Here is a 25094-nt window from a genome sequence, read left to right as displayed (position 1 = left end):
CCCGGGGGACGGGCCTCGGCCGTACCGGCGACGCCCTCAGTCCAGTACGACGGTCTCCGCCGCGTCGAACTCGACGCCCACCGCGTCCCCGGCCTCCGGCGCCGCCCGCAGCGCGCAGGCCGCCTCCAGCCGAGGTCCGTCCTGGGGCTGGAGGTGGACGGTGACATGGGTGCCCTGGAAGGTGCGCGCGGCCACCGTGCAGGGCAGCCCCGCGTCGGCTGCGACGAGCCGCACACCCGCCGGCCGTACCAGCAGCGTCCGCGAACCCTGCGCCGAGCCCTCGGGCACCGGCACCTTCCCCCACGGCGTCACCGCGACCGTGCCCTCGACGGTCGCCGGGACCACGTTGCCGAAGCCGAGGAAGCGGGCCACGAACTCGTCCGCGGGCCGCTGCCAGACGTCGAGCGGCGTGCCGGACTGGGCGATCCGCCCGTCCCGCATCACCACCACCCGGTCGGCCAGCGCGAACGCCTCGCCCTGGTCGTGCGTCACCGCCAGCACGGTGGTGCCCAACCGCCCGAACAGCTCACGGAGTTCGACCACGAGCCGCTCCCGCAGCGAGCGGTCGAGCTGCCCCAGCGGCTCGTCGAGCATCAGCAGCCGGGGCCGGGGCGCCAGCGCCCGCGCGAGCGCCACCCGCTGCTGCTCACCGCCGGAGAGCCCGGCGACGGCCCGCCCGGCCGCGCCCGGCAGCCCCACCAGCTCCAGCAACTCACCCACCCGCTCGACCTGTTGCGCCTTCCCGGCGCCACGCATCCGCAGCCCGAAGGCCACGTTGCCGCCCACGTCCCGCTGCGGGAACAGCTGGTGGTCCTGGAACATCAGCCCGACGCCCCGCCGGTGCGCCGGCACCCGCGCCTGATCGTCGCCGCCGAGCAACACCCGCCCGGAGTCGAGCGGTTGCAGCCCCGCCACCGCCCGCAGCAGCGTCGACTTGCCGCTCCCGCTCGGCCCGAGCACGCACACCACCTCGTGCTCGGCCACCTCCAGGCCGACGGCGTCGAGCACGGCCCGCCCGCCGAACCGCACGGTCGCCTGGTCCAGTTCGAGAAGCGGCATCAGAACTCCCCCGTCCGGTCGGTCCGCAGCCGTTCGAGCACCAGCAGGGCCACCGCGCAGACCACCATCAGAATCGTGGAAAGGGCCATCGCCTGGCCGTAGTTGAGATCACCGGGACGGGACAGCAGCCGGGCCACCGCGACCGGCAGCGTCGGGTTGTCCGGCCGCGCGATGAACACCGTCGCCCCGAACTCCCCGAGCGACACCGCGAACGCGAACCCCGCCGCGATCAGCAGCGCCCGCCGCACCAGCGGCAGGTCGACCTCCCGCCACACCCGCCAGGGCGAGGCCCCGAGCACGGCCGCCGCCTCGCGCAGCCGCTCGTCCACGGCCCGCAGCACGGGCAGCATGGTCCGTACGACGAAGGGCACGCCGACCAGCGCCTGGGCGAGCGGGACGAGGATCCAGGACTGACGCAGGTCCAGCGGCGGCTTGTCGAGCGCGATCAGGAACCCGAAGCCGACGGTCACCGCGGACACCCCGAGCGGCAGCATCAGCAGCGCGTCGAACCCCCGCACGAGGCGCCCCGCGTCCCGCCGGGCCAGCGCGGCGGCGGCGAGCCCGCCGATCACCACGGCGACGGCGGTGGCGACGACCGCGTACTGCAGCGAGTTGACGACCGACTCGATCGGCGCGACCAGGAAGGTTCCGCCGTCGGCGTCGCCCAGCGCCCGGTAGTACCCGAACCCGCCGTCCAGCGACCGCCGTACCAGCACGGCCAGCGGCAGCACGAGGAGCACGGCGATGGTGGCGAGCACCCCGCCCAGCAGCGCCCACTGCCCTGCGCCGCGCGGCCGGCGCGCCGTCACCGCCGGGTCCACCAGCCGGAGCGCGGTCTCCCGCCGCCGTACCGTCCACGCGTGCACGGCGAGGATCGCGCCGACCGCGGCGAACTGCACGAGGGTGAGGACGGCGGCCGTGGAGAGGTCGAAGATCTCGGAGGTCTGCCGGTAGATCTCCACTTCGAGCGTGGAGAACGTCGGACCGCCGAGGATCTGCACCACGCCGAAGGAGGTGAAGGTGAACAGGAAGACCATCAGCGCGGCGGCGGCCACGGCGGGCACGAGCGCCGGCAGGGTGACCTTCCGCCAGGCGCCCAGCGGGGAGCCGCCGAGCATCCGGGCGGCCTCCTCCTGCCGCGGGTCCAGCTGGGCCCACAGCCCGCCCACGGTCCGTACGACGACCGCGTAGTTGAAGAAGACGTGCGCCAGCAGGATGGCCCAGACGGTGGTGTCGAGCCGTACGCCCCACAGCTCGTCCAGCAGGCCGCCCCGCCCGACGAGGGCGAGGAACGCGGTCCCCACCACCACCGTCGGCAGCACGAAGGGGACCGTCACCACGGCCCGCAGCACCTGCTTGCCCGGGAAGTCGAGGCGGGCGAAGACGTAGGCGGTGGGCAGCGCGGCCAGCAGGGTGAGCGCGGTGGAGGCGAGCGCCTGCCAGGTGGTGAACCAGAGCACGTGCCGGATGTCGGACTGGCCGAGGACGTCGGCGATCCGCCCGAACCGCCACACCCCGTCGACCTTCAGCCCGCGGGTGACGATCGCCGCGACCGGCCAGGCGAAGAAGACGCCGAAGAACGCGACCGGCCCGAGCATCAGCCCGAGCCGCGCCGCACTCCCACGCCCGCTCCCGGCCGCTACTTCAGTACGAGTGACGTCCACGTCTTGACCCACTGGTCACGGTTGGCGGCGATCTTGTCGGGCGCCATGGTCTCGGGGTCCTGGGCGGCGGGCCCGTACTTGGTGAACTCGGCGGGCACGCTCGCGCCCTTCACCACCGGGTACACGAACATGTTCAGCGGCATGTCCTCCTGGAACTCCTTGGAGACCAGGAAGTCGATGAGCGCCTTGCCGCCCTTGGTGTTCCCCGCGTTGCTCAGCAGCCCCGCGAACTCGATCTGCCGGAAGCAGGTGCCGGTCGCGACCCCGGTGGGCGCGGTGCTCGGCTTCGGGTCGGCGTAGATGACCTCGGCGGGCGGCGAGGAGGCGTACGACACGACGAGCGGCCGGTCGCCCCCGGCCTTCCTGCCGCCTGCCGAGCCGGAGAACTCCTCGTTGTACGCCTGCTCCCAGCCGTCGACGACCTTGACGCCGTTGGCCTTGAGCTGCTTCCAGTAGCCCTGCCACCCTCCCCCGCTCTCGGCTTCGCTCGAGCGGGAGGTGCCACCATCCCCGTACTGAGCCGCACTCCCGAGCAGGAATCCCAGCCCCGGCGACGACGTGGACGCGTTCTCGGTGACGAGGAGGTTCTTGTACTGCGGCTTGACGAGGTCGGCGTAGGACGTCGGCGGGGTCAGCTTGTGCTTGCTGAAGTACGCCTTGTCGTAGTTGACGCAGATGTCGCCGTAGTCGATGGGCGTGACCCGGTGCTTGGCCGCGTCGAGCTGGTAGTCCGTGCCGACCGTGCCGAGCCCCTTCGCCTCGTACGGCTGGAAGAGGCCGTTGTCGAGAGCCCGGGAGAGCAGGGTGTTGTCGACGCCGAAGAAGACGTCGCCCTGCGGGTTGTCCTTGGTCAGGATCGCCTTGTTGACGGCCTGCCCGGCGTCGCCGTCCTTGAGGACCCTGACCTTGTAGCCGGACTGCTTCTCGAAGTCCTGGAGCACGTTCTTGGAGACGGCCCACGAGTCGTGGCTGACCAGGGTGACGGTCTTGGAGTCGGCCTCGGAACCCGACGACGACGAACACGCGGACAGCGTGACGAGGCCGAGCCCTACGGCCGCGGCCAAGAAGGTCCTTGTGTGCACTGGTGTTTTCCTCCTGGGGTTGACCAGGAAGAGACGCGGCCCTGCCCGCGGTGTGCGGGCAGGGCGCAACAGCTTGAGTGATGACCGAACTTCCTACCCAGAATGACCTGGGCGAGGTTCAGAGGGTCTGCGGCCCGGTTGCCGCACTCTCAGCGCTGTGGCGCTCCCCTGTCGGAATATGAAGATGTACCTACGGTCCTCAGATTACCGCTCGGTGGCCGCGAGCTGACCACAGGCTCCGTCGATCTCCTGACCACGGGTGTCCCGGACCGTCACCGGCACGCCGTGCGCCTCGATCGCCTCGACGAACGCCTTCTCGTCCTCCGGCCGCGACGCGGTCCACTTCGAACCCGGCGTCGGGTTCAGCGGGATGAGGTTGACGTGCACGGGCTTGCCCTTGAGCAGCCGCCCGAGCCGGTCGCCTCGCCAGGCCTGGTCGTTGATGTCGCGGATGAGCGCGTACTCGATGCTGAGCCGCCGCCCGCTCTTCTCGACGTACTCGAACCCGGCGTCGAGGACCTCGCGCACCTTCCACCGCGTGTTCACGGGGACGAGGGTGTCGCGCAGTTCGTCGTCGGGGGCGTGCAGCGAGATCGCCAGCCGGCACTTGAAGCCCTCGTCGGCGAACCGGTGGATGGCCGGGACCAGCCCGACGGTCGAGACGGTGATCCCGCGCTGCGAGAGCCCGAGTCCGTCCGGGGCGGGGTCGGTGAGCGCCCGGATCGCCCCGACCACCCGCTTGTAGTTGGCGAGCGGCTCGCCCATCCCCATGAAGACGATGTTGGAGAGCCGCGCGGGCCCGCCGGGCACCTCCCCGTCCCGGAGCGCCCGCATCCCGTCGACGATCTGGTGCACGATCTCCGCGGTGGACAGGTTCCGGTCCAGCCCCGCCTGCCCGGTCGCACAGAACGGGCAGTTCATCCCGCACCCGGCCTGCGAACTGATGCACATGGTCACCCGGTCCGGGTACCGCATCAGCACCGACTCGACGAGCGTGCCGTCGAACAGCCGCCACAGCGTCTTGCGGGTCGTCCCCTCGTCGGTCGACAGATGCCGTACGACGGTCATCAGCTCGGGGAACAGCGCCTCCCGCAGCTTGTCCCGCGACCCGGCCGGGATGTCGGTCCACTGCTCGGGGTCGTGGGCATACCGCGCGAAGTAGTGCTGCGACAGCTGCTTGGCACGAAACGGCTTCTCCCCGACCTCGGCCACCGCGTCCTTGCGCTCGGCGGGCGAGAGATCGGCGAGATGCCGCGGCGGCTTCTTGGCTCCGCGCGGCGCGACGAAAGTGAGTTCTCCGGGATTAGGCATGGCCTTATCAGTGTCGCAGATCAACTGAGGTGGCCTGCGACCGATGGTCCGGCGGGGGGGCCGGGGGCTCAGCCCGTGGCCGTCGTGATGACGGCGAAGAGGGAGCCCAGGGGGTCGAGGAACATGGCGAAGCGGCCGATGCCGGGGGCCTCGGTGACCGGGATGAGGACGGTGGCGCCGGCGTCGGTGGCGGCGGCGAAGGTGGCGTCGCAGTCGGTCACCTCGAAGTACGGGTGCCACTCCGGGGTGGAGCCGGCGTCGAGGTTGGCCTGGGGCAGCTGCATCAGGCCGCCGTGGGCCGCCGCCGGGCCGGCGCCGGCCGGGGTGAGGATCGTGTAGGTCAGTCCCGGGCCCATCGGCACGTCCCGGGTCTGCCAGGAGAAGACCGACTCGTAGAACGCCTTCGCCGCGTTCGCGTCCGTGGTGTAGAGCTCCGTCCTGGCCAGGCTCCCGGGGACCGCGACCAGGTCCAGGCCCTTGGTCTCGCCCGGCTGCCAGACCGCGAAGTCCGCGCCGGTGGGGTCGACGAAGGCGGCCGCCCGGCCGAAGGCGAAGACGTCCGCCGGGGCGATCCGGACGCTGCCGCCCGCCTGCTCGACGGCCTTGGCGGTGGCGTCGGCGTCCGGGGTGTGGAAGTACACCCGCCAGGACGGGGTCGCGCCCTCCGCCGTGAGCGGGCCGATGCCGGCGACCGTGCCGCCGTCCTGCTCGAAGAAGCCGTAGCCGCCCGCCTCGGGTCCTGCGGACCGGTGCTGCCAGCCGAAGACGGCCGAGTAGAAGGCGACGCTCGCGTCGGTGTCGGGGGTGCCCAGGTCCAGCCAGTTCGGGGCGCCCGGGACGTAGGTGGTCGTCAGCATCGTGGGGTCCTCCTCGGTCCTCGCCGGCCCGCGCCGGTCACCAGGTCACGGGCAGCGTACGCGGTCCGCGGATCAGACCCTGGCGCTGGAACTCGACCTCCTCGGGAGGCACGGCCAGCCGGATGCCGGGGAAGCGGGCGAGGACCGAGCCGATCATGGTCTCCGCCTCCATGCGGGCCATGATCGCGGCCATGCAGTGGTGGGGGCCGTGGCCGAAGGCGATGTGGGGGCCGTCGGCGCGGTCGAAGTCCAGGTCGTCGGGGTCGGTGAAGACAGCGGGGTCGCGGTTGGCGGCGACGTAGGCGTTGTAGACGACGTCACCGGCCCGGATCAGCCGGCCACCGACCTCGACGTCCTCGACGGCGACCCGCGGGATGCCCACGCCGTTGCGGTGCGGGACGTAGCGGAACAGCTCGTCCACCGCCTTGGGGAGCAGCTCCGGCTCGCGGCGCAGCCGGTCCAGGTGCCCGGGGTGGGTGAGCAGCGCGTACATCATCGAGCCGCTGTTGTTGCGGACCGCGTGGCCGCCGCTGACCTGGACGGCGGTGGCCAGGGAGATCGCCTCGTCGTCGGTGATCTCCCCGTCCGCGGCGGCCTGGGCCAGCACTCCCGCGAGGTCCTCGCGGGGCTCCTCGCGGCGACTCCGCAGCAGCTCGGCGATCCGGGCCCGGGTGGTCCGGGCGGCCTCGCGGGTGCGTTCCCCGGCGTCGGGGCCGGCGGCGAGCAGTGCCTCGCCGGTCGCCGCCCAGCCGTGCCAGTCCTTCTCGTCGACGCCGAGGAAGTCACGGATCACGGCGATCGGGAACGGCCCGTGCAGATGCTCCATGAGGTCGGCCGGCGGACCGGCCGCCGCCATCGTGTCGAGGAGTTCGGCGGCCCTGCGCTCCGCCATCGGCCGCAGCCGCTGCATGGCCCGCCCCGTGAAGGCACGGGCGACGACCCGGCGCAGCCGGTTGTGTCCGGGCGGGTCGATGTACTGCAGGCCGGCTGTCTGGGAGGCCACGGGCGCCGGGCGCATGCTGGTGACGTCGCGGCCGGCGACCAGTTGCCGGGAGAAGCGCGGGTCGGAGGTGACGAAGCGGACGTCCTCGTACCGGGTGACCAGCCAGGCCTCCTCCGCGCCGTGGGCGAGTCTGATCCGGGTGACCGGCTCCTCGCGCATGACCTCGTCCAGGAACGGGTCGGGGTCGAGCGCGGGCAGATCGTCGACCGGCCAGAACCGCACCGGCGGCGGAGGCGGGGTGGGGGACGGGGTGGCGGCCGGATCCGGGTCGAGGGGCATGGGCACACTCCCTGCGCGTCGGAGGAGACAGCGTCCTCACAGGGAGTCTGCCTCCGGCCGGAACGACCATGCGATTTCTGCTGCGTCATCCGGGGCCGACATGCCGTCGAGCCCCCGCCCTGCGGAGGGCGGGGGCTCGGCTACGGCAGCTGTACGGCAACCACTGCCGACGTCTCTGCAGACCGGCCGGCGTCCGAGTCGGTCAGCTGCTGCCGACGAACAGCACCATCAGCAGCCACACCACGGGCGCCGTGGGCAGCAGGGAGTCCAGCCGGTCCATGATGCCGCCGTGGCCCGGCAGCAGCGTGCCCATGTCCTTGATGCCCAGGTCCCGCTTGATCATGGACTCGCCGAGGTCGCCGAGTGTGGCGCTGGCCGCGACCGCGAGGCCCAGCAGCAGGCCCTGCCACCAGGTGCCGTCGTCGATCAGGAACTCCATGCACAGCGCGCCCGCGACCATCGCGAACAGCACCGCGCCGACCAGGCCCTCGCGGGTCTTGCCGGGGCTGATGCGCGGGGCGAGCTTGTGGGTGCCGAAGCGCCAGCCGACCGCGTAGGCGCCGGTGTCGCTGACCACCGTGAGGAGGAGGAAGGTCAGCACGCGCTGCGGGCCGTCCTCCGCGGTGAGCATCATCGCGACGAACGTCGCCAGGAACGGGACGTAGAACGCCGCGAAGAGACCCGCCGTGACGTCCTTGAGGTAGCCGTCCGGCGGTTCCGTCATGCGCCAGACGAGGACCGCGAGGCCGGTCAGCGCCAGGGCGACCCAGGCGCCCTCGGCCCCGCGCGCGTACCCGGCGACCACCATCGCGGCGCCGCCCAGCGCCAGCGGGACCAGGGGCGCCTTGATGCCCTTGCGCTCCTGGAGCCGGCTGGTCAGTTCCCACAGGCCCACCACGACGGCGACCGCCACGACACCGACGAAGACCGCCTTGACGACGAACAGGGACGCCACGATCACGACGCCCAGTCCGACGCCGACTCCTATGGCCGCGCCCAGGTCGCGCCCCGCGCTCTTCTTCTGCGGCGCGGGGGCGGGCTGTGGGGCGTCGGGCATGGGCTCCGGATTCTGCGGCGCCGCCGCATGGGGCAGGGGCTGCGCCGACGGTGTGTCGTGGCGGAACGTCTCGTCTCGGAACATGGGGCCGCCCAGCCGGGCGGCCCCCCTGTCACCGTCCTGGTCCGAGCCGTACGCGGGTCCGTCGTCGGCGGGCACGATGGGCATGGGGCGAGTCTGCTGCGCGTTCTGCGCATCGTACGCGGGACCCGCCGGAGCGGCTCCCCGGACATGCCCCTGGTCGTAGCCGTGGGCGCGACCGAGGTCGTACCCCTGGCCGGGACCCTGGGCAGGGCCTGCGCCCGTGCCGTACCCCTGGCCGGAGCCGTTGGCGAGGCCGGGGCCGTATCCCTGGCCGGAGCCGAGGTCGTACCCCTGGCCGGAGCCGTCGTCGTACCCCTGGCCGGTGCCCTGATCGGTCGGTCCCCAGTACCCGGCCGGTGCTCCGGCCTGGCCGGCGGGTGATCCGGCCTGCCCGGGCTGCGGCCCGGCGTGCGGCGGGGCTCCCCAGGATGCGTCGTTCATCAGACTTCGAGAAGCTCCGCTTCCTTGTGCTTGAGGAGCTCGTCCACCTGTGCGACGTACTTCGCGGTGGTGTCGTCGAGCTCCTTCTCGGCGCGGCGGCCCTCGTCCTCGCCGACCTCGCCGTCCTTGATCAGCTTGTCGATGGCGTCCTTGGCCTTGCGGCGGACGGAGCGGATGGAGACCTTGGAGTCCTCCGCCTTGCCCTTGGCGACCTTGATGTAGTCGCGGCGGCGCTCCTCGGTGAGCTCGGGGAACACCACCCGGATGATGTTGCCGTCGTTGCTCGGGTTGACGCCCAGGTCCGAGTCGCGGATTGCCTGCTCGATGTTGCGCAGGGCCGTCTTGTCGAACGGGGTCACGACCGCCATGCGCGGTTCCGGCACGGAGAACGAGGCCAGCTGGTTGATCGGCGTCGGCGCGCCGTAGTAGTCGGCCACGATCTTGTTGAACATCGCCGGGTGCGCACGGCCGGTGCGGATCGCGGCGAAGTCCTCCTTGGCGACCACGACGGCCTTCTCCATCTTCTCCTCGGCTTCGAGGAGGGTCTCTTCGATCACCACTTGCTCCTGCGTGTCTTGAGTAAGGCCCGGCTGCGGTTCCGCCCGGGGGCGGCGGCCGGCTGCGTCGCGTCTTCTTTCCCTGACGGTTCCCGACCGGCAGGACATTGTCCATCCCCCGGTCAGGGTCCGTCAGGCGGTGCCGGTCAGTCCCGGCTGCCCTGGTCACCCACCAGCGTGCCGATCTTCTCACCCTTGACGGCGCGGGCGATATTGCCCTCCGTCACCAGCTCGAACACCAGGATGGGCAGCTTGTTGTCGCGGCAGAGCGTGATCGCGGTGGCGTCGGCGACCTTGAGCTCGCGGGTGATGACCTCGCCGTAGCCGAGGGAGTCGAACTTGACGGCGTCGGGGTTGGTCTTGGGGTCGGAGTCGTAGACCCCGTCCACGCCGTTCTTGCCCATGAGCAGCGCCTCGGCGTCGATCTCCAGGGCGCGCTGGGCGGCGGTGGTGTCGGTGGAGAAGTACGGCATGCCCATACCGGCGCCGAAGATGACCACGCGGCCCTTCTCCAGGTGGCGCACGGCGCGCAGCGGGATGTACGGCTCGGCGACCTGCCCCATGGTGATCGCGGTCTGCACCCGGCTGTCGATGCCCTCCTTCTCCAGGAAGTCCTGGAGGGCGAGGCAGTTCATCACGGTGCCGAGCATGCCCATGTAGTCGGAGCGGGCCCGGTCCATGCCGCGCTGCTGGAGCTCGGCGCCGCGGAAGAAGTTGCCGCCGCCGATGACGACGGCGACCTGCGCGCCGTCGCGGACGACGGCGGCGATCTCACGGGCGATCTTGTGCACCACGTCGGGGTCCACGCCCAGGCCGCCGCCACCGGAGAAGGCCTCTCCGGACAGCTTCAGCAGAAACCGGCCGCGCACTTTGCCGTCGTCGCTCTTCTGGGCCTTGGTGGTCATGGAGATCCCGCCTCTTTCACGTGGTGCACATACAAAGAAGGCCATTGCCGGTGGGGTCGCTTTTCGCTGCCCATGCGCGGCAATGGCCTCCTCGTCAGATCTGCCGCCGTCCGTCACGCCCCTGGGTGTGGCGGTGTGTGCGGACGACTGCTGTCGACCGACCCTATCGGGATTTCCCCGCGGGTCGCGCGTCGATCGCGGTACGGACTCAGATGCCGACCTTGATGCGCGTGAAGCGCTTCAGGGTGACACCGGCCTCGTCCAGGACCTTCTGGACCGACTTCTTGTTGTCCAGCGCGTACGGCTGGCCGAGCAGCGTGGCGTCCTTGAAGAAGCCGTTGAGGCGACCCTCGACGATCTTCGGCAGGGCGGCCTCGGGCTTGCCCTCGGCGCGGGTGGTCTCCTCGGCGATGCGGCGCTCCGACTCGACGACGTCGGCCGGCACGTCCTCCTTGGCGAGGTACTTCGGCGCGAAGGCGGCGATGTGCTGGGCGACGCCCCGGGCGACCTCGGCGTTCGGCTTGTCCAGCTCGACGAGGACACCGATCTGCGGGGGCAGGTCGGGCATCGTGCGGTGCATGTAGGCCGTCACGTAACCGTCGGCGTACTGCGCGAAGCGGTCGAGGACGATCTTCTCGCCGAGGTTGGCGTTGGCCTCGTCGACGTAGGCCTGGACGGTCTTGCCGGGCTCGATCTCGGAGGCGAGCAGGGCGTCCAGGTCCGCGTAGGAGGACTTGGCGACGTGCTCGGCGATGGCGTTGGCGGCGGCCTGGAACTTCTCGCCCTTGGCGACGAAGTCCGTCTCGCACTTCAGCTCGACGAGGACGCCGGAGGAGTTGTCGTCGGCGATGATCGAGACCACGGCGCCGTTCTCGGCGGAGCGGCCCTCGCGCTTGGCGACGCCCTTCTGGCCCTTGATCCGGAGCGCCTCGACAGCCTTGTCGACGTCGCCCTCGGCCTCGTCCAGGGCCTTCTTGCAGTCCATCATGCCGGCGCCGGTGAGCTCGCGGAGCTTCTTGACGTCAGCGGCGGTGTAGTTCGCCATGAGTCGTTAAGTCTTTCTCGAAGTCGGGAGATCTGCCCGATCCACGAACCACACGTAGATGTGGAGCGCGAATCTATGGGTGAACGGCGGGGGCGTACGGGATGTCGCCGCCCCCGCCGTCAACGCTGACGGGTCAGGCCTGCTCGGCGTCCGCGGCCGGAGCCTCGGCAGCCGGAGCCTCGGCAGCCGGCGCCTCGACAGCGGCCTCGGCGACCGGAGCCTCGACAGCGGCCTCGGCGGCGGCCGGGGCCTCGGCCTGCTCGGCGTCGGCGACCTTCTCGGTCTCGGCGGAGGTCTGGACCTCGGCGTCGTCCGCCTTCTTCTCGCCCTCGAGCAGGTCGCGCTCCCACTCGGCGAGCGGCTCGCCCGCGGCCTTCTCGCCCTTGTCACCGGTGGCGACGCGCGAGCGGCTGATGAGGCCCTCGGCGACGGCGTCGGCGATCACGCGGGTGAGCAGGGTGACGGAGCGGATCGCGTCGTCGTTGCCCGGGATCTTGTAGTCGACCTCGTCGGGGTCGCAGTTGGTGTCGAGGATCGCGACGACCGGGATGTTGAGCTTCCGGGCCTCACCGACCGCGATGTGCTCCTTCTTGGTGTCCACGATCCAGACGGCGCTGGGAACCTTGGACATCTCGCGGATACCGCCGAGGGTCTTCTCCAGCTTGGCCTTCTCGCGCGAGAGCACGAGAAGCTCCTTCTTGGTCAGACCGGACGCGGCGACGTCCTCGAAGTCGATCTGCTCGAGCTCCTTGAGGCGCTGCAGACGCTTGTAGACGGTCGAGAAGTTGGTGAGCATGCCGCCCAGCCAGCGCTGGTTGACGAAGGGCATGCCGACGCGGGTCGCCTGCTCGGCGATGGCCTCCTGCGCCTGCTTCTTCGTGCCGACGAACATGACCGTGCCGCCGTGGGCGACGGTCTCCTTGACGAACTCGTAGGCGCGGTCGATGTACGACAGCGACTGGAGCAGGTCGATGATGTAGATGCCGTTGCGCTCGGTGAAGATGAAGCGCTTCATCTTCGGGTTCCAGCGACGGGTCTGGTGACCGAAGTGGACGCCGCTCTCCAGCAGCTCCCGCATCGTGACGACGGCCATGGCCGTATCTCCTTGAATTTCTCGGTTGTGCCGCGGGTGCCGGACGGCTCCCGCGCCTGACGCCCGTGTGCGCTGTGCCGCGAAGGACCGAGAAGCGCTGACACCTGCTGGTGTGGGCCAGATGTCGGGGCGTGCGAAGTCGACCCGGTGACCCGGATCGCCAAGGGAAGTGTACGGGACCGAGGAGGCACCGGGTGACGCCGCTGTCCACAACTCGGGAGTAATCCACAGGTACCGGCCATGATCGGTCGGTCCGCGAGACGGTTTGACCATGTTGGTCATGCGACGCGCGATGCGATGGATGTGGGCGGCGACGGCGTTGCCGCTGGCCCTGGGAGCGACCGCGGCCCGGGCCTGGGTCGGGGCGGAGGGCCCGCCGCCCCCGGCCGGTCCGCCCGGTCCGCCGGTGCCGGCGGTCGCCCGGACCTGGCCGGTGGGGGTACGGCCGCCGGTCCTGCGCGGCTGGGAGCCGCCGGCGACGGTGTACGGCCCCGGGCACCGGGGGATCGATCTGGGCGCGGCCCCCGGTGTGCCGGTACGGGCGGTGGCGGCGGGCCGGGTCTCCTATGCGGGGCAGGTGGCGGGACGGGGTGTGGTGTCGGTGGCACTGACCGGGACGGACCTGCGCACCACGTACGAGCCGGTGACGGCGACGGTGGACAAGGGGCAGGAGGTGGCGGCGGGGGAGGTGGTGGGGACGGTGGCGGCGGGGGGCGCGCACTGCGGGGCTCGCACGTGTGTGCACTGGGGGTTGCTCAGGGGGGAGGCGTATCTGGACCCGTTGCTGCTGTTGCCGCCGTGGCTGCTGGACGGGGGGCCGCCGAGGCTGTTGCCGGTGTTGGGGGTGCCGCTGCCGGAGGGGTGAGCCGGGGTTTCCGTTGCCGGAGGGGTGGGGCCGCTGTGTTTCGGCTGCGGGCCGGTGGGAGCTGGTCGCGCAGTTCCCCGCGCCCCTGAAAGACAGAAGACGGTGAGCGTCGTCCCCACCCCCGGCCGCGGCTCACTTCAGCCCTGGACACCCCGCAACGCCATCGCCACGGCCGCCTCGGTGATGACCGCCGGGTCCTCCGCGGCCCCCAGCTCGATCCGCCGTACCGCGGCGTCCACGACCCCCTGGACCAGCATCGCCGCCAGCCGGGGCTGCTGGTGCCCCAGCTCCCCCAGCGCCTCCACGATCATCGCGACCAGCCCGCCGTGCGCGGCCCGGATCTTCTCGCGTGCCCCGGCGTCCAGCTCGCTCGCCGAGATCGCGACCACCGCCCGGTGCCGCCGGTCCCCGACCAGGGCGAGCTGCTGGCGTACGTACGCCTCGACCTTTCCCTCGGCGGAACCCGCCCGCTCCATCGCCGCCGCGACCTCCGCCGCCCACACGGGGAAGTCGGCCTCGCACAGCTCCTCGACCACGGCGGCCCGGGAACGGAAGTACTCGTAGACGGACGACCGGGCCAGCCCCGTGCGCTCGGCGAGCGCGGGGAAGGTCAGCGCCTCCGTACCGCCCTCGGAGAGGAGGGACCGCGCCGCGTCCAGCAGGGCGGCTCGCTGCATCGACCGGTGCTCGGCCACGGAGGCCGCTCGAATCCTTGGCACGTCGACCACTCTACGGACGCGCCGGGCAGGACGGGAGGCAGCACGACCGGAAGACCGGGCGCCCGGCCGCCGCCGGGCCCCGGAAACCGCCGCTCAGCGGCCGAAACTCGCCAGCTTCGCCCGCAACTGCAGCACCGACTTGGTGTGGATCTGGCTCACCCTGCTCTCGGTGACCCCGAGCACGTTCCCGATCTCGGCGAGGGTCAGCCCCTCGTAGTAGTAGAGGGTCACCACGGTCTTCTCCCGCTCCGGCAGCGTGTTGATCGCCCGTGCCAGGAAGCGCCGCAGCTCCCGGTCCTCGGCCACCTCCACGGGGTTGTCCGCGGCGGTGTCCTCCAGCGTGTCCATGACGCTCAGGCCGTCGCCGCCCTCGCCCCCGACGTGCAGCAGCTCCTCCAGCGCCACCACGTTGGCCAGCGACAGCTGGCTGAAGACGGCGTGCAGCTCGTCCACCTCGATGCCCAGCTCGGCGGCCACCTCGCCCTCCGAGGGCGTGCGCCGCAACCGTGCCTCCAGGGTGGCGTAGGCCCGCTCCACGTTCCGCGCCTTCTGCCGGACCGAGCGCGGGATCCAGTCCAGCGCCCGGAGCTCGTCGATCATCGCGCCCCGGATCCGGGTGATCGCGTACGTCTCGAACTTGATCTCCCGGTCGACGTCGAACTTCTCGATCGCGTCGATGAGCCCGAACACCCCGGAGGAGACGAAGTCGGCCTGTTCCACATTGGGGGGCAGGCCCACGCTCACCCGCCCGGCCACGTACTTGACCAGCGGCGAGTAGTGCAGGATCAGCTGTTCCCGCAGCCGGTCATCCCCCGTCGCCTTGTACGACCGCCACAGCTCGTCGAGCGTCGAGGGAGCGGGCGGCCGCACGCTGCCACCGTCGCGGGCGGCTGGGGGGATCGCCGCCCGGTCGGACCCGGAGGTGTGCTGGGGCATTCGTCGCCTTGTGCCGTTCTGCCGTGAAGTGCCAGGAAGTGCCGTGTCGTGCCGTGGCGCGGGGTGAGCGGGGAGTGAAGAGCGATGGTTGGGCGAGGTGTCGGTCTCGTGTCGGTTGGCGCGGTCTGCGTCAGGCCTTTCGTGAGCGTAGCGTGACTGAGGAGTCGCGGTGCGCGAACAGTGCGGCTCCACCCCTGCGCGAACCCCCTGTACGGCGCGCTCCACCACGCTCGGCGCGTCGCTCTGCGTGACCGGCTGGAAGCGTCAACTCCGGGAATTCCCAAGGGCGTCGGGGGTTCCCCCGGACGGCCGAACACGCTCGGTCAGCACCGGCTCCGACCGGCCCGGACCGAGATCATCGCCTGGCGTGTCAACTTCCAGCCGTCGCCGTGTCGTTCGACGTAACCAAGTGCTCGGAGTTCGTACAGTCTCGCGACGGCCTCGTCCTCGGACGTCTGCGCGCCGCGCGCCACCTCTTCGGGTGAGGCGGGCCGGTTGCCGGGCAGGGCGGACAGGACCTGGCGGGCGGCGGGTTCCAGCAGGTCACGCGGGAGGACGGGGCCGCGTCTCGCCGGGGCCAGCTCGCCCATGTCGCCCACGAGCTCGACGACCTCCGCGGCGTCGGTGACCAGCACGGCCTCCCCGCGGAGCAGTTCGTGCACCCCGGCCGAGAGGCCGCTGGTGGCCGGACCGGGCACGCCCATGGTGTACCGGCCGAGCCGCTGCGCCGCCCGCGCGGTGACCAGGGAGCCGCTGCGGTGGGCGGCCTCCACGACGACGGTGCCTCTGGTGAGCGCCGCGATGACCCGGTTGCGGAGCACGAACCGGCTCTGTGTCGGGTGCTCGCCGGGCGGCAACTCCCCCACCACCAGCCCCTGTTCGGCGATCCTGTTGACCAGCTCGGTGTGGCCCCGGGGGTAGGGCCGGTCGACCCCGCAGGCCAGCACGGCGACGGTGGCCCCGCCGGCGGCGAGGGCTCCGCGGTGGGCGGCGCCGTCCACGCCGTAGGCGCCGCCGGACACCACCACCCAGCCGCGCTCGGCGAGCCCCGCGGCGAGGACGGCGGCCATGTGGGCGCCGTACTCGGTGCAGGCCCGTGCCCCGACGACGGCGACGGCCCTGAGCGCCCACATGCGCAGACTGGGCAGGCCGCGCACCCACAGGCCGAGGGGGCGGGCGTCGCCCAGGTCGTCGAGCTGGCTGGGCCACTCGGTGCCGCCGGGGCACACGAACCGCGCGCCCGCCTCCCGTCCGGCGACGAGGTCCGCGCGCGGGTCGGCCTGTGCCGCGCGGGCCAGCAGCCCTGCCCAGCGCCTGGCGCCGACACCGGGCAGGGGCGGCCCGCCCTCGCGCAGCCGGGCCGCCACCTCGTGCACGCCCCGTTCCCGCACCCACCGCCCGGCGGTCTCGTCGCCGGGCTCGGCCACCCGGGCCAGGAAGACCCGGTCGAGCAGTTCGGTGTCGCTCATGGGGCGATCCCTTCCAGGACCGCGCCGCGCCGGACGCCGGTGCGCAGCTCCAGGGCCAGGTTGACGTCGTTGGCCGAGGGGCGGCCGTGGCCCGCCAGGTCGGCCAGGGTCCAGGCGACCCGGAGCACCCGGTCCAGGCCGCGAGCGGTGAGCAGGCCCCGGTCGAGGTCCAGCTCGGCCTTGAGCAGCGCGCCAGGCTGGACGTGCCAGCGGGTGCGGAGTTCGTGGCCGGGGACCTCGCTGTTGGTGCGCCAGGGCAGCCCCTCGTAGCGGCGGACGGCCCGCTCACGTGCCGTGCGCACCCGGTCGGCCACGACGGCGGAGGGCTCGGCGCCGGTGTGGAGCCGCAGCAGTTCCTCCCGGGCGACCGGTTCGACGCTCACCCTGAGGTCCACCCGGTCCATCAGGGGGCCGGAGAGCCGGGCCCGGTACCGCTTGATCGAGGAGGGCCGGCACTCGCAGACGTCGCCGGGGGTGCCGTGGCGGCCGCAGGGGCAGGGGTTGGCGGCCAGGGCCATGAGGAACCTCGCGGGCATCCGCAGTATCCCGGCGGCCCTGGCGATGACGACGTGGCCCGATTCCAGGGGCTGGCGCAGGGCGTCCAGGACGCTGCTGTGGAACTCGGCGGCCTCGTCGAGGAAGAGCACGCCGTGGTGGGCCAGGGAGACCGCTCCGGGGCGTGGCATACCGGTTCCGCCGCCGACCAGGGAGGCCATGGTGGCCGAGTGGTGCGGGGCGCAGTAGGGCGGCCTGTCGACCAGGGGGTGGCCGGGCGGCAGCATGCCGGCGACCGAGTGGACGGCGGTGACCTCCAGGGACTCCTGGCGGCCCAGCTCGGGCAGCAGCCCCGGCAGCCGCTCGGCCAGCATGGTCTTGCCGGCCCCGGGCGGGCCCTTGAAGAAGACGTGATGCCGCCCGGCCGCGGCCACCTCCAGGGCGGCCCGGGCGACGTGCTGGCCGGCGACGTCCGCGAGGTCGGGCGCGTGGTCGCCGGTGGCCGCGCCGGTGCCGAGCCCCATGCCGGGCAGGGCGAGCCCGGCGAGGAACGGGTCGGGGCGGATCTCGCCGGGGACGGGCTCCTCGTCGGGCACCGGTTCGTCGGTGAGGACGGCGATCAGCTGGCGCAGGCTGCGGACGCCCAGCACGGACACTCCCGGCACCAGCGAGGCCTCCGGCACCGCGTTCTCCGGCACGACCACCTGCTGGTACCCGGCGTCGGCGGCGGCCAGCACGGCGGGCAGGATGCCCCGGACCGGCCGGACCCGGCCGTCCAGACCCAGCTCCCCGATCATCACGATGTCGGCGAGCACCCGGGGATCGATGCGCTCGGCCGCCCCGAGCACGGCCGCGGCCACCGCGAGGTCGAAGCCGCTGCCGCTCTTCGGTACGGATGCCGGGCTCAGCCCGACGGTGAGTTTCTTCGACGGCCAGGACGCGCCCGAGTTCACCACCGCCGCCCGGACCCGGTCCCGGCTCTCCGTCAGGCTCTTGTCCGGCAGCCCCACCAGGGTGAAGGCCGCCACCCCGGGCTCCAGGTCGGCCTGGACCTCCACCACCACGCCCTCGACGCCCACCAGCGCCACCGAGCAGGTCCGCGCGAACCCCATCTCACGCCACCCCCCGGACGTGCTCGACCACGGGCGCCCCGCGCTGCGGCAGCAGCACGCCGACCACGTCGATGCGGACGCCGCCCGGCGGCGCCCCGCCGTGGGCGTGGATCCAGTGCTCGGCGAGGCCGCGCAGGCGCCGCGCCTTGTCCGGGGAGACCGCGGCCATGGGATGCTCGAAGACGCCCGCCCGCCGGGTCTTGACCTCGCAGACGACCAGGACGTCGCCGTCCCGCGCCACGATGTCGATCTCGCCGGTCCTGCCGCAGCGCCAGTTGCGCTCCAGCACGGTCAGACCGGCCTCGGCCAGCCGCCGTGCGGCCAGCGTCTCGCCGTACCTGCCGAGCGCACTGCGCGCCCGATTCGGACGCGCCCGACCCGTCTGTGCCAGGTTCGGACGCGCCTGATTCGTGCGTGCCTGATTCGTGCGTGCCTGATTCGTGTTCATGTCGGCACCACCTCCGGCGCCAACGGTCAGGCATCCCCCGCCAAGAAGTTGATCTTGGTGGGTTACTCAGCGGTTGTGGACAACTCCGTCACCCGTACGAGTCACCTCAGCCGCCCGGAAGTTCCAGGTCGGTCTTGTTCAGCTCCTCGATGTTCACGTCCTTGAACGTGAGGACGCGGACCTGTTTCACGAAACGGGCCGGCCGGTACATGTCCCACACCCAGGCGTCCGCCATGGACACCTCGAAGAACACCTCGCCCTGGACCGAGTGCACCTGCATCTCGTAGTCGTTGGTGAGGTAGAAGCGCCGCTCGGTCTCGATCACGTATTTGAACAGACCGACGACATCGCGGTACTCCCGGTAGAGCTTCAGCTCCATCTCGGTCTCGTACTTTTCGAGGTCCTCGGCGCTCATGGCATGTTCCCCTTCAGCCGTGCGATCCCACCATTGTGCGCCAGTCCCGCGCGCCCCTAGACGATTTCCGTGTCAAGGGTGACGGGCCCGGCGGGGGGACCTTCGTCGAGCAGCCTACGGAACAACTCGGCGAGTCTGGTCGGATACACCGTCTCATGTGCCCGGGTCAGTTCCTGGCACGTCCACCAACGTGCTCCGGCCACACTGCGCCGCTCCAGTTCGGTGAGGGCCGTGGCCTCGGTGACCGTCTGCGTCGTACGGGCCAGGTAGTACCACTCGTCCTGGTCCCAGCGGCGGCCCGCGAACGGGAAGGAGCACATCCGGCGCCACAGCACCGGACCGAGGTCGACGTCCGTGATGCCGGTCTCCTCGGCGAGTTCCCGCAGAGCGGCCTGCTCACGGGTCTCGTCGCCCTCCAGGCCGCCGCCGGGCGTGAACCACCAGTCGTCGGCCGGGTCGTCGGGCTCGTGGCCGTGCAGGAGCAGGATGCGGTCCTCGGGGTCGAGCAGGACCACCCGGGCCACCTTGCGCAGGTCGCCCCCGGGCGCCTCGGACGGCGCCTCAGCGGGCACCGGCGGGCTCCGTCCGGGCACGGCTTCGGGAGCGGCCCAGCAGGTTCGCGACCGGGCCGTAGGCACCGCCCGCGAGGACCAGCACGCCTCCGGCCACGATCAGGAACTCGATGACGCGGAGCGGGCCCGGCTGGGAGAGCGTGCCCAGGGTCTCGAAGCCGGTCGGGCGCTTGAGGAGGCCCTTCATCGGCCAGATCACGGCGTCCACCCGGGCGGTGACGGCGCTGCGCGCGACCGTGCCCTTCGCCGCGTCGGTGAGGTGGGCGGTGGAGTCCAGGGAGCCCTGGCGCTCGTCGCCGAGGAGGAAGAGCCGGCCCTTCGGAACGGTGACGGTGGGGAAGCCCTGGAGCTCGGCCTGGCTGCCCGCCGGGAGATACGGCTCCTCGATCTGCTTGCCGTTGACCGTCAGCTTGCCGTTCGTGCAGCAGGCCACGGTGTCCCCGCCGACCGCGACCACCCGCTTGACGACGTCCGCGTTGGTGACCCAGCTCTTGTCCTTGAAGACGACGACGTCGCCCCGGCGCACCTCGCTGCCGTCGATGCGCTGGCCGAGGACCCGGTCCCCGGCGTCGATGGTCGGCGTCATCGAAGTGGTGGGCACGGTGTACGGCCGGTAGGCGACCGCTGCCCAGCCGAAGCCTCCGAGGAACAGCACGATGCCCAGGGCGACGGCGATCCCGGACAGCCGCTGTCCGAGCCTGCTGCCGGCCTGTGCCGCGCTCGTGCTGGTGCCTGCGCCGTCGCGCGGAGCCGTACGTATCGTGCTGTCGCCCATGAGGCCGCACCCTACCCGGCGGTACCGGGCGGGGGCAGCCCTTCTTCGGCGCCCCTGGTCACAAGCTCCCCAAGGGCTTCACATGGGACGGTCAGCACAGGCATGCGGCAGCCGGTCAGCGCTTGCCCGCCGCCACACGCTTGTCGAACTTCTGCTCGCTGCGGTCGCCCCGGCGGCGGCGCCACACCGCGACCGGGAGGACGGCGGCGACGGCCACGCCCTGCGGCGCCACCGTGAGGGAGGCCGCGGCGGACGACTGCGTGTTGATGCCGCTCTGGTCGAAGGTGTCCGGGACCGGCAGCGTGCCCCAGCGGTTGATCGGCCAGGCCTTGACGATGGCACGGCCGACGACGTCCTTCACCGGGACCATGCCGTGGTGCTTGTCGGACTGGTTGTAGCGCGAGTCGCGGGAATTCTGGCGGTGGTCGCCCATCACCCAGATGTAGCCCTTGGGCACGTGCACCGTGAACTGGCCGCCCTGGTCGTCGACGCTGCACGGCGTGTTGCCCGGGTACACATAAGGCTCGTTCAGCGCATGGCCGTTCACCATGAGCGGGCCGCTGCCCTTGCAGGAGACGGTGTCGCCGCCGACGCCGATGACGCGCTTGATCAGGTCCCGCTCCTCGGCGGACGGCATCAGGCCGATCCAGCTGAGGAAGGTCTGGATCGCGTTCGGCTGGGCGGTGGGCTCGCCCGCCAGCCAGTCGTCCGGGTCGTGGAAGACCACGACCTCGCCGCGATCGGGCTTGGAGCCGAACCACGGGGTGAGCTTGTCGACCAGGACGCGGTCACCCTGCTGGAGGGTGTTCTGCATCGAGTCCGACGGGATGGAGAACGCCTGCACCAGGAACGTCTTGATCAGCAGCGCCAGCACCAGCGCGATGACGACGAGGATCGGCAGCTCCTTCCAGAAGGAGCGTGGTTTCTTCGGTGCGGGCGCCGCCGATTCGCCCGGGTCCCCGTCCGTGCCCGAGCCGTCACCGCCGGAGTACGGACCGTCTGCCGGGGTGCCGTCTCCACCGGGCCCGGTGCCGTTCCCGGAGGTCAAGGCGCTGTCCGCGGGGGGGACATTCTCCACGGGGCGCCCGCTGTGCTCCTCGCCGTCGTGTCCCGACCGTGCGCCAACCGCCACATCCCCCACGCCAACTCCTTACTCCGTGCCGCCGCCTGCGCCATACCCGGCGCAGGCCCACCACTCCCATAACGAGCGGGAGTTCCGCAGGGGTCGGGAGTTGGATGTATCCGTTCGGATCGTCGGAGGCAACCCTATGCGACAGCCGGGGAGTCGCAGTCGCCCCCGACCCGGAGTCCGAAACGCTTGCGAAGGTTTTAGGTTCGTCGAGCTTGGTCCAGTGGCCGATGGGCCAGCCGATCATCATGGCCCGGCCCACCACCGAGGTGACGGCCACGGTGCCGCCGTAGTCGGTGTCCTGGTGGGCTCGGGAGTCGGCGGAGTTGCCGCGGTGGTCGCCCATCACCCACAGCCGCCCTCTCGGCACGGTGATGTCGAACGGCTGAGCGGAGGGGACGTTTCCCGGATACAGGTAGTCCCCCTCGGTCAGCGGTACGCCGTTGACGGTCACCCGGCCCTGTGCGTCACAGCACTTGACGTGGTCGCCGCCGACGCCGATGACCCGTTTGATGAGGTCCTTCTCGTTGGCGGAGGGCAGCAGGCCGATGAAGGTGAGCCCTTCCTTGACCTGCTTGACGCCGACCGGGTCGTTCGCCTTGGTGGTCTGCTCGTCCGCCAGCCAGCCGCCCGGGTCGTGGAAGACGACGACGTCCCCGCGGTGCGGCTGCCATCCGAACCAGGGGGTGAACTTGTCCACCAGGACGCGGTCGCCGATCCGGATCGTCTGCTCCATGGAGCCGGACGGGATCACGAAGGCCTGGACGAGGAACGTCTTCAGTACGAGGGCTATCAGGACGGCCACGCCGACCAGCAGCGGTATCTCCCGCACCGCACCGCGCCGTCGCTTGCGCTTGACCTTGCGCTGCAGCTTGCGCCGCTCCGCGCGGGACCGGCCGCCGGACGGGCCGGAGGCGCGCCGCGCGCCGGTGGGCAGCAGGTTGGCGGTGGCGTCGACCGGTACGCCGCGCGGTCGGCCCCGGTTACCCATGGGACGCCTCGGCGGCCGGCACGCCCGCGTAGGCGGCGGGCCGGGTGAGACGGGTCCAGTGGGCGTAGGGCCAGACGATCCAGTCGGCCCGGCCGATGACATGACCGACGGGGATCATGCCGCCGCCGGGCGAGCCGAGGTGGTCGCGGGAGTCGCTGGAGTCGCTGCGGTGGTCGCCGAGTACGAAGAGCGTGCCGTCGGGGACGTCGACGTTGAAGGGCACGGTGGAGGGGGTGTCCCCGGGATAGAGGATCGAGGTCTCGTCGACCGGCCGGCCGTTCACTTCGATCCTCCCCTTCTTGTCGCAGCAGACCACGTGGTCTCCTCCCACACCGACGACGCGTTTGATGTAGTCGGCGTCCCCGAAGTATCCGGAGCCGTCGAACACCACGACATCTCCCCGACGCGGCCCGGCACCGAAACGGTACGCCAACTTATTTACGAGAACGCGGTCCCCGATCCTCAATCCCTGTTCCATGGATCCGCTGGGAATCTGGAATGGTTGCGCCACGAAAGTGTTGAGGACGAGCAAAAACGCCAGGCAGGCGAAGAGGGTGAGGGTGATCCAGCCACCCGGCAGCCAGTCGGTGAGCCGCTCGGTGGCGCGTGCCACCAACGCGAAACGCGACCGGTCCTCCGCGGCCTCTGGTTCGGGGCTGGAGGAGCGGTCGCGCTCCGTGTGCTGTGCTTCGGTGTCCATCGGGGCCAGATGTTATCCGGCGTCGATGAGACTCCTTCTTACCGGCTCGTCCGCCTGCGGCTTCCGAAGGCCGGCAGGCGAGATCAGTTGTCGCGCTTCTCCTTGATCTTCGCGGCCTTGCCGCGCAGCTCGCGCAGGTAGTACAGCTTGGCGCGACGCACGTCACCGCGGGTGACGAGCTCGATCTTCTCGACGATCGGGGTGTGCACCGGGAAGGTGCGCTCGACGCCGACGGAGAAGGAGACCTTGCGGACCGTGAAGGTCTCGCGGACACCGCTGCCCTGACGGCGGATCACAACGCCCTTGAACTGCTGCACACGGGAGCGGTTGCCCTCGATGACGCGGACGTGGACGTTGACGGTGTCACCCGGGCGGAAGGCCGGGACGTCGCTGCGCAGCGACGCGGAGTCGACGGTGTCGAGCAGGTGAGACATTTCGTCTGCTTTCCTCGCTGATGCCACAGGTCATCAACGGAAACTAGGTGTTCCATGGGGTCTGCCGTGCGGGTCGGGGCGGGCGTCGTGTCCCCCTGCGGCAGGGGCGCACGCCGGACGGACGCACAACAGCGGCCTATTCTTCCACGCCCTGTGGCCTGCGCCAAAATCGGCCGTGGGGTTCGCCCTCGGGGTCCGGGGCCCAGCCCAGGATGGAGAGCATCTCCCGGTCCTTCTTGTCGAAGGCCTTGGGGTCGCAGCGTTCGATCAGGTCGGGCCGGTGGGCGGTGGTCCGCTTCAGGGCCTCGTCGCGGCGCCAGCGGGCGATCTTGCCGTGGTGGCCGCTGAGCAGCACGTCGGGGATGCCCTGGCCGCGCCAGACGGGCGGCTTGGTGTAGACGGGGCCCTCCAGGAGGTTGGCCATGGCGCCGGGCGCGAAGGAGTCGTCGCGGTGCGACTCGGCGTTCCCGAGGACGCCGGGCAGCAGCCGGGCCACGGCCTCCGTGATCACCAGTACCGCCGCTTCGCCGCCGGCGAGGACGTAGTCGCCGATGGACACCTCGTAGACCGGCATCCGGGTGGCGTACTCGTCCATGACCCGCCGGTCGATGCCCTCGTAGCGGGCCGGTGTGAAGATCAGCCAGGGACGCTCGGAGAGTTCGACGGCGAGTTCCTGGGTGAAGGGACGGCCGCTGGGCGTGGGGACGATCAGCGCCGGGGCGTGCGAGCCGGTCTCGTAGCCGTCGGCGAGGACCGTGTCGAGGGCGTCGCCCCAGGGCTCGGTCTTCATGACCATGCCGGGTCCGCCGCCGTACGGAGTGTCGTCGACCGTGTTGTGCCGGTCGTAGGTCCATCCGCGCAGGTCGTGCACCTGGACGCCGAGCTGCCCACGCGCGCGTGCCTTGCCGACCAGCGAGACGTTCAGGGGTTCGAGGTACTCGGGAAAGATCGTGACGACGTCGAGCCTCATGCGTCGTCGTCCCCGGCCGAGGCGGTCTCCGCGTCCGCGTCCGCGACCGAGGCGGTCTCCGCGTCCGAGGCGGTCTCCGCGTCCCTGGACGAGGCGGTCTCCGCCCGGTCGTCGATCAGGCCGGGCGGCGGCGCGATGACGGCCCGCTGCTCCTCCAGGTCGATCTCGGTGACGATCTCCTCGACGAACGGGATCATCACCTCGCTGCCGTCGGGCCGCTCCACGATGAACAGATCCTGGGAGGGCAGGTGCGAGATCTCGGTGATCCGGCCGACCTCGGTGCCGTCCTCGGTGACCACGTCCAGGTCGACGAGCTGGTGGTCGTAGTACTCGTCCTCGCCCTCGGGCAGCTCCTCCGGGTCGATCTCGGCGATCAGGAGGGTGTTGCGCAGGGCCTCGGCGCCGGTGCGGTCCTTGACGCCCGCGAAGCGCAGGAGCAGGCGGCCGCTGTGCACGCGGCCCGTCTCGATGGTGAGCGGTCCCACGCCGGCGGGATCGGTGGCGAGTACGGCGCCCGGTCCGAGCCTGAGCTCCGGCTCGTCGGTACGTACCTCGACGGTGACCTCGCCCTTGATGCCGTGGGCGCGGCCGATCCGTGCGACTACGAGCTGCACTGTGCCTGTTCTC

The 25094-nt window shown here is 71.5% G+C and carries 26 protein-coding genes and 1 riboswitch; of the genes, 1 reads left to right on the top strand and 25 read right to left on the bottom strand.

Going from position 1 to position 25094, the window contains the following annotated elements; genetic code table 11:
- Positions 1-36: 36 nt before the first annotated feature.
- The 11 genes from ACIQVL_RS32810 to rpsB form a co-directional block, all read right to left on the bottom strand.
- Positions 37-1059 carry an ABC transporter ATP-binding protein gene (locus ACIQVL_RS32810; RefSeq protein ID WP_403477145.1) on the bottom strand — a complete coding sequence of 341 codons (1023 nt, stop codon included), beginning with the start codon at positions 1057-1059 and terminating at the stop codon, positions 37-39.
- Positions 1059-2657: an ABC transporter permease gene (locus ACIQVL_RS32805; RefSeq protein ID WP_403477144.1), complete on the bottom strand. Its 1599-nt coding sequence runs from the start codon at positions 2655-2657 to the stop codon at positions 1059-1061. Before ACIQVL_RS32805 ends, ACIQVL_RS32810 begins: the two co-directional genes overlap by 1 nt.
- A 41-nt stretch (positions 2658-2698) precedes the next feature.
- Positions 2699-3805, bottom strand: a complete 1107-nt coding sequence (locus tag ACIQVL_RS32800; RefSeq protein ID WP_403433072.1) for a thiamine ABC transporter substrate binding subunit — start codon at positions 3803-3805, stop codon at positions 2699-2701.
- Positions 3806-3877: 72 nt separating this feature from the next.
- A riboswitch (TPP riboswitch) is annotated at positions 3878-3985 on the bottom strand.
- A 24-nt stretch (positions 3986-4009) separates the two neighbouring features.
- Positions 4010-5116, bottom strand: coding sequence for a 23S rRNA (adenine(2503)-C(2))-methyltransferase RlmN (gene rlmN, locus ACIQVL_RS32795; RefSeq protein ID WP_351959654.1), 1107 nt, complete (start codon positions 5114-5116; stop codon positions 4010-4012).
- A gap of 68 nt (positions 5117-5184) precedes the next feature.
- Positions 5185-5973: a VOC family protein gene (locus ACIQVL_RS32790; protein WP_403433068.1), complete on the bottom strand. Its 789-nt coding sequence runs from the start codon at positions 5971-5973 to the stop codon at positions 5185-5187.
- A gap of 37 nt (positions 5974-6010) precedes the next feature.
- A complete protein-coding gene (locus tag ACIQVL_RS32785) occupies positions 6011-7255 on the bottom strand; it encodes a cytochrome P450 (protein WP_403477143.1) in 1245 nt (414 codons plus the stop codon).
- 202 nt (positions 7256-7457) lie between these two features.
- Positions 7458-8837 carry a phosphatidate cytidylyltransferase gene (locus ACIQVL_RS32780; RefSeq protein ID WP_403433062.1) on the bottom strand — a complete coding sequence of 460 codons (1380 nt, stop codon included), beginning with the start codon at positions 8835-8837 and terminating at the stop codon, positions 7458-7460.
- The gene (gene frr, locus ACIQVL_RS32775) at positions 8837-9394 is read right to left on the bottom strand and encodes a ribosome recycling factor (protein ID WP_089098486.1); all 558 of its coding nucleotides are present in this window, start codon (positions 9392-9394) and stop codon (positions 8837-8839) included. The genes ACIQVL_RS32780 and frr overlap by 1 nt, the downstream gene beginning before the upstream one ends.
- A 146-nt stretch (positions 9395-9540) precedes the next feature.
- Positions 9541-10299, bottom strand: a complete 759-nt coding sequence (pyrH, locus tag ACIQVL_RS32770; protein ID WP_089098487.1) for a UMP kinase — start codon at positions 10297-10299, stop codon at positions 9541-9543.
- 208 nt (positions 10300-10507) lie between these two features.
- Entirely contained in the window at positions 10508-11344 is an 837-nt protein-coding gene (gene tsf / locus ACIQVL_RS32765; RefSeq protein WP_403433059.1) for a translation elongation factor Ts, read from the bottom strand.
- A 133-nt stretch (positions 11345-11477) separates the two neighbouring features.
- Positions 11478-12437: a 30S ribosomal protein S2 gene (rpsB, locus tag ACIQVL_RS32760; RefSeq protein ID WP_403477142.1), complete on the bottom strand. Its 960-nt coding sequence runs from the start codon at positions 12435-12437 to the stop codon at positions 11478-11480.
- 280 nt (positions 12438-12717) lie between these two features.
- Between rpsB and ACIQVL_RS32755 the strand changes: the two genes are divergently transcribed.
- A complete protein-coding gene (locus ACIQVL_RS32755; protein WP_403477141.1) occupies positions 12718-13302 on the top strand; it encodes a peptidoglycan DD-metalloendopeptidase family protein in 585 nt (194 codons plus the stop codon).
- Positions 13303-13439: 137 nt separating this feature from the next.
- Here the strand turns inward: ACIQVL_RS32755 and ACIQVL_RS32750 are convergent, their stop codons facing one another.
- The 14 genes from ACIQVL_RS32750 to rimM all read right to left on the bottom strand — a co-directional run bounded on the left by ACIQVL_RS32750 (position 13440) and on the right by rimM (position 25081).
- Positions 13440-13997 carry a TetR/AcrR family transcriptional regulator gene (locus tag ACIQVL_RS32750; protein WP_403477211.1) on the bottom strand — a complete coding sequence of 186 codons (558 nt, stop codon included), beginning with the start codon at positions 13995-13997 and terminating at the stop codon, positions 13440-13442.
- Between the two features lie 117 nt (positions 13998-14114).
- Complete coding sequence (gene whiG / locus ACIQVL_RS32745) at positions 14115-14957, bottom strand: RNA polymerase sigma factor WhiG (RefSeq protein ID WP_089098491.1); 843 nt, start codon at positions 14955-14957, stop codon at positions 14115-14117.
- Positions 14958-15280: 323 nt separating this feature from the next.
- Positions 15281-16426 carry a DNA-processing protein DprA gene (gene dprA, locus ACIQVL_RS32740; protein ID WP_403477140.1) on the bottom strand — a complete coding sequence of 382 codons (1146 nt, stop codon included), beginning with the start codon at positions 16424-16426 and terminating at the stop codon, positions 15281-15283.
- Positions 16423-18033 (bottom strand): YifB family Mg chelatase-like AAA ATPase, encoded by a 1611-nt coding sequence (locus ACIQVL_RS32735; RefSeq protein ID WP_403477139.1) that lies wholly within the window; start codon positions 18031-18033, stop codon positions 16423-16425. Before ACIQVL_RS32735 ends, dprA begins: the two co-directional genes overlap by 4 nt.
- A 1-nt stretch (position 18034) precedes the next feature.
- The gene (locus ACIQVL_RS32730; RefSeq protein ID WP_403477210.1) at positions 18035-18511 is read right to left on the bottom strand and encodes a YraN family protein; all 477 of its coding nucleotides are present in this window, start codon (positions 18509-18511) and stop codon (positions 18035-18037) included.
- A 76-nt stretch (positions 18512-18587) separates the two neighbouring features.
- The gene (locus tag ACIQVL_RS32725; protein WP_008745401.1) at positions 18588-18896 is read right to left on the bottom strand and encodes a DUF2469 domain-containing protein; all 309 of its coding nucleotides are present in this window, start codon (positions 18894-18896) and stop codon (positions 18588-18590) included.
- A gap of 56 nt (positions 18897-18952) precedes the next feature.
- Positions 18953-19468, bottom strand: coding sequence for an NUDIX hydrolase (locus ACIQVL_RS32720; protein WP_403477138.1), 516 nt, complete (start codon positions 19466-19468; stop codon positions 18953-18955).
- A complete protein-coding gene (gene lepB, locus ACIQVL_RS32715) occupies positions 19458-20243 on the bottom strand; it encodes a signal peptidase I (RefSeq protein ID WP_403432920.1) in 786 nt (261 codons plus the stop codon). Before lepB (ACIQVL_RS32715) ends, ACIQVL_RS32720 begins: the two co-directional genes overlap by 11 nt.
- Before the next feature lie 115 nt (positions 20244-20358).
- Positions 20359-21291, bottom strand: a complete 933-nt coding sequence (gene lepB / locus ACIQVL_RS32710) for a signal peptidase I (protein ID WP_403432918.1) — start codon at positions 21289-21291, stop codon at positions 20359-20361.
- Complete coding sequence (gene lepB / locus ACIQVL_RS32705) at positions 21221-22363, bottom strand: signal peptidase I (RefSeq protein WP_403432915.1); 1143 nt, start codon at positions 22361-22363, stop codon at positions 21221-21223. The genes lepB (ACIQVL_RS32710) and lepB (ACIQVL_RS32705) overlap by 71 nt, the downstream gene beginning before the upstream one ends.
- The gene (lepB, locus tag ACIQVL_RS32700) at positions 22356-23063 is read right to left on the bottom strand and encodes a signal peptidase I (RefSeq protein ID WP_403477137.1); all 708 of its coding nucleotides are present in this window, start codon (positions 23061-23063) and stop codon (positions 22356-22358) included. Before lepB (ACIQVL_RS32700) ends, lepB (ACIQVL_RS32705) begins: the two co-directional genes overlap by 8 nt.
- An 83-nt stretch (positions 23064-23146) precedes the next feature.
- On the bottom strand, positions 23147-23497 hold the full coding sequence (gene rplS / locus ACIQVL_RS32695) for a 50S ribosomal protein L19 (protein WP_351932042.1): 351 nt from the start codon (positions 23495-23497) through the stop codon (positions 23147-23149).
- 136 nt (positions 23498-23633) lie between these two features.
- On the bottom strand, positions 23634-24467 hold the full coding sequence (trmD, locus tag ACIQVL_RS32690; protein ID WP_403432909.1) for a tRNA (guanosine(37)-N1)-methyltransferase TrmD: 834 nt from the start codon (positions 24465-24467) through the stop codon (positions 23634-23636).
- Positions 24464-25081: a ribosome maturation factor RimM gene (gene rimM, locus ACIQVL_RS32685; RefSeq protein WP_403432907.1), complete on the bottom strand. Its 618-nt coding sequence runs from the start codon at positions 25079-25081 to the stop codon at positions 24464-24466. The genes trmD and rimM overlap by 4 nt, the downstream gene beginning before the upstream one ends.
- Positions 25082-25094 lie beyond the last annotated feature (13 nt).

It is taken from the genome of Streptomyces sp. NPDC090499 (genome assembly GCF_044769305.1).
Taxonomy (GTDB): domain Bacteria; phylum Actinomycetota; class Actinomycetes; order Streptomycetales; family Streptomycetaceae; genus Streptomyces.
The sequence above is the reverse complement of the archived record's forward strand: the minus strand, read 5'-3'. Positions and strand labels throughout refer to the sequence as shown.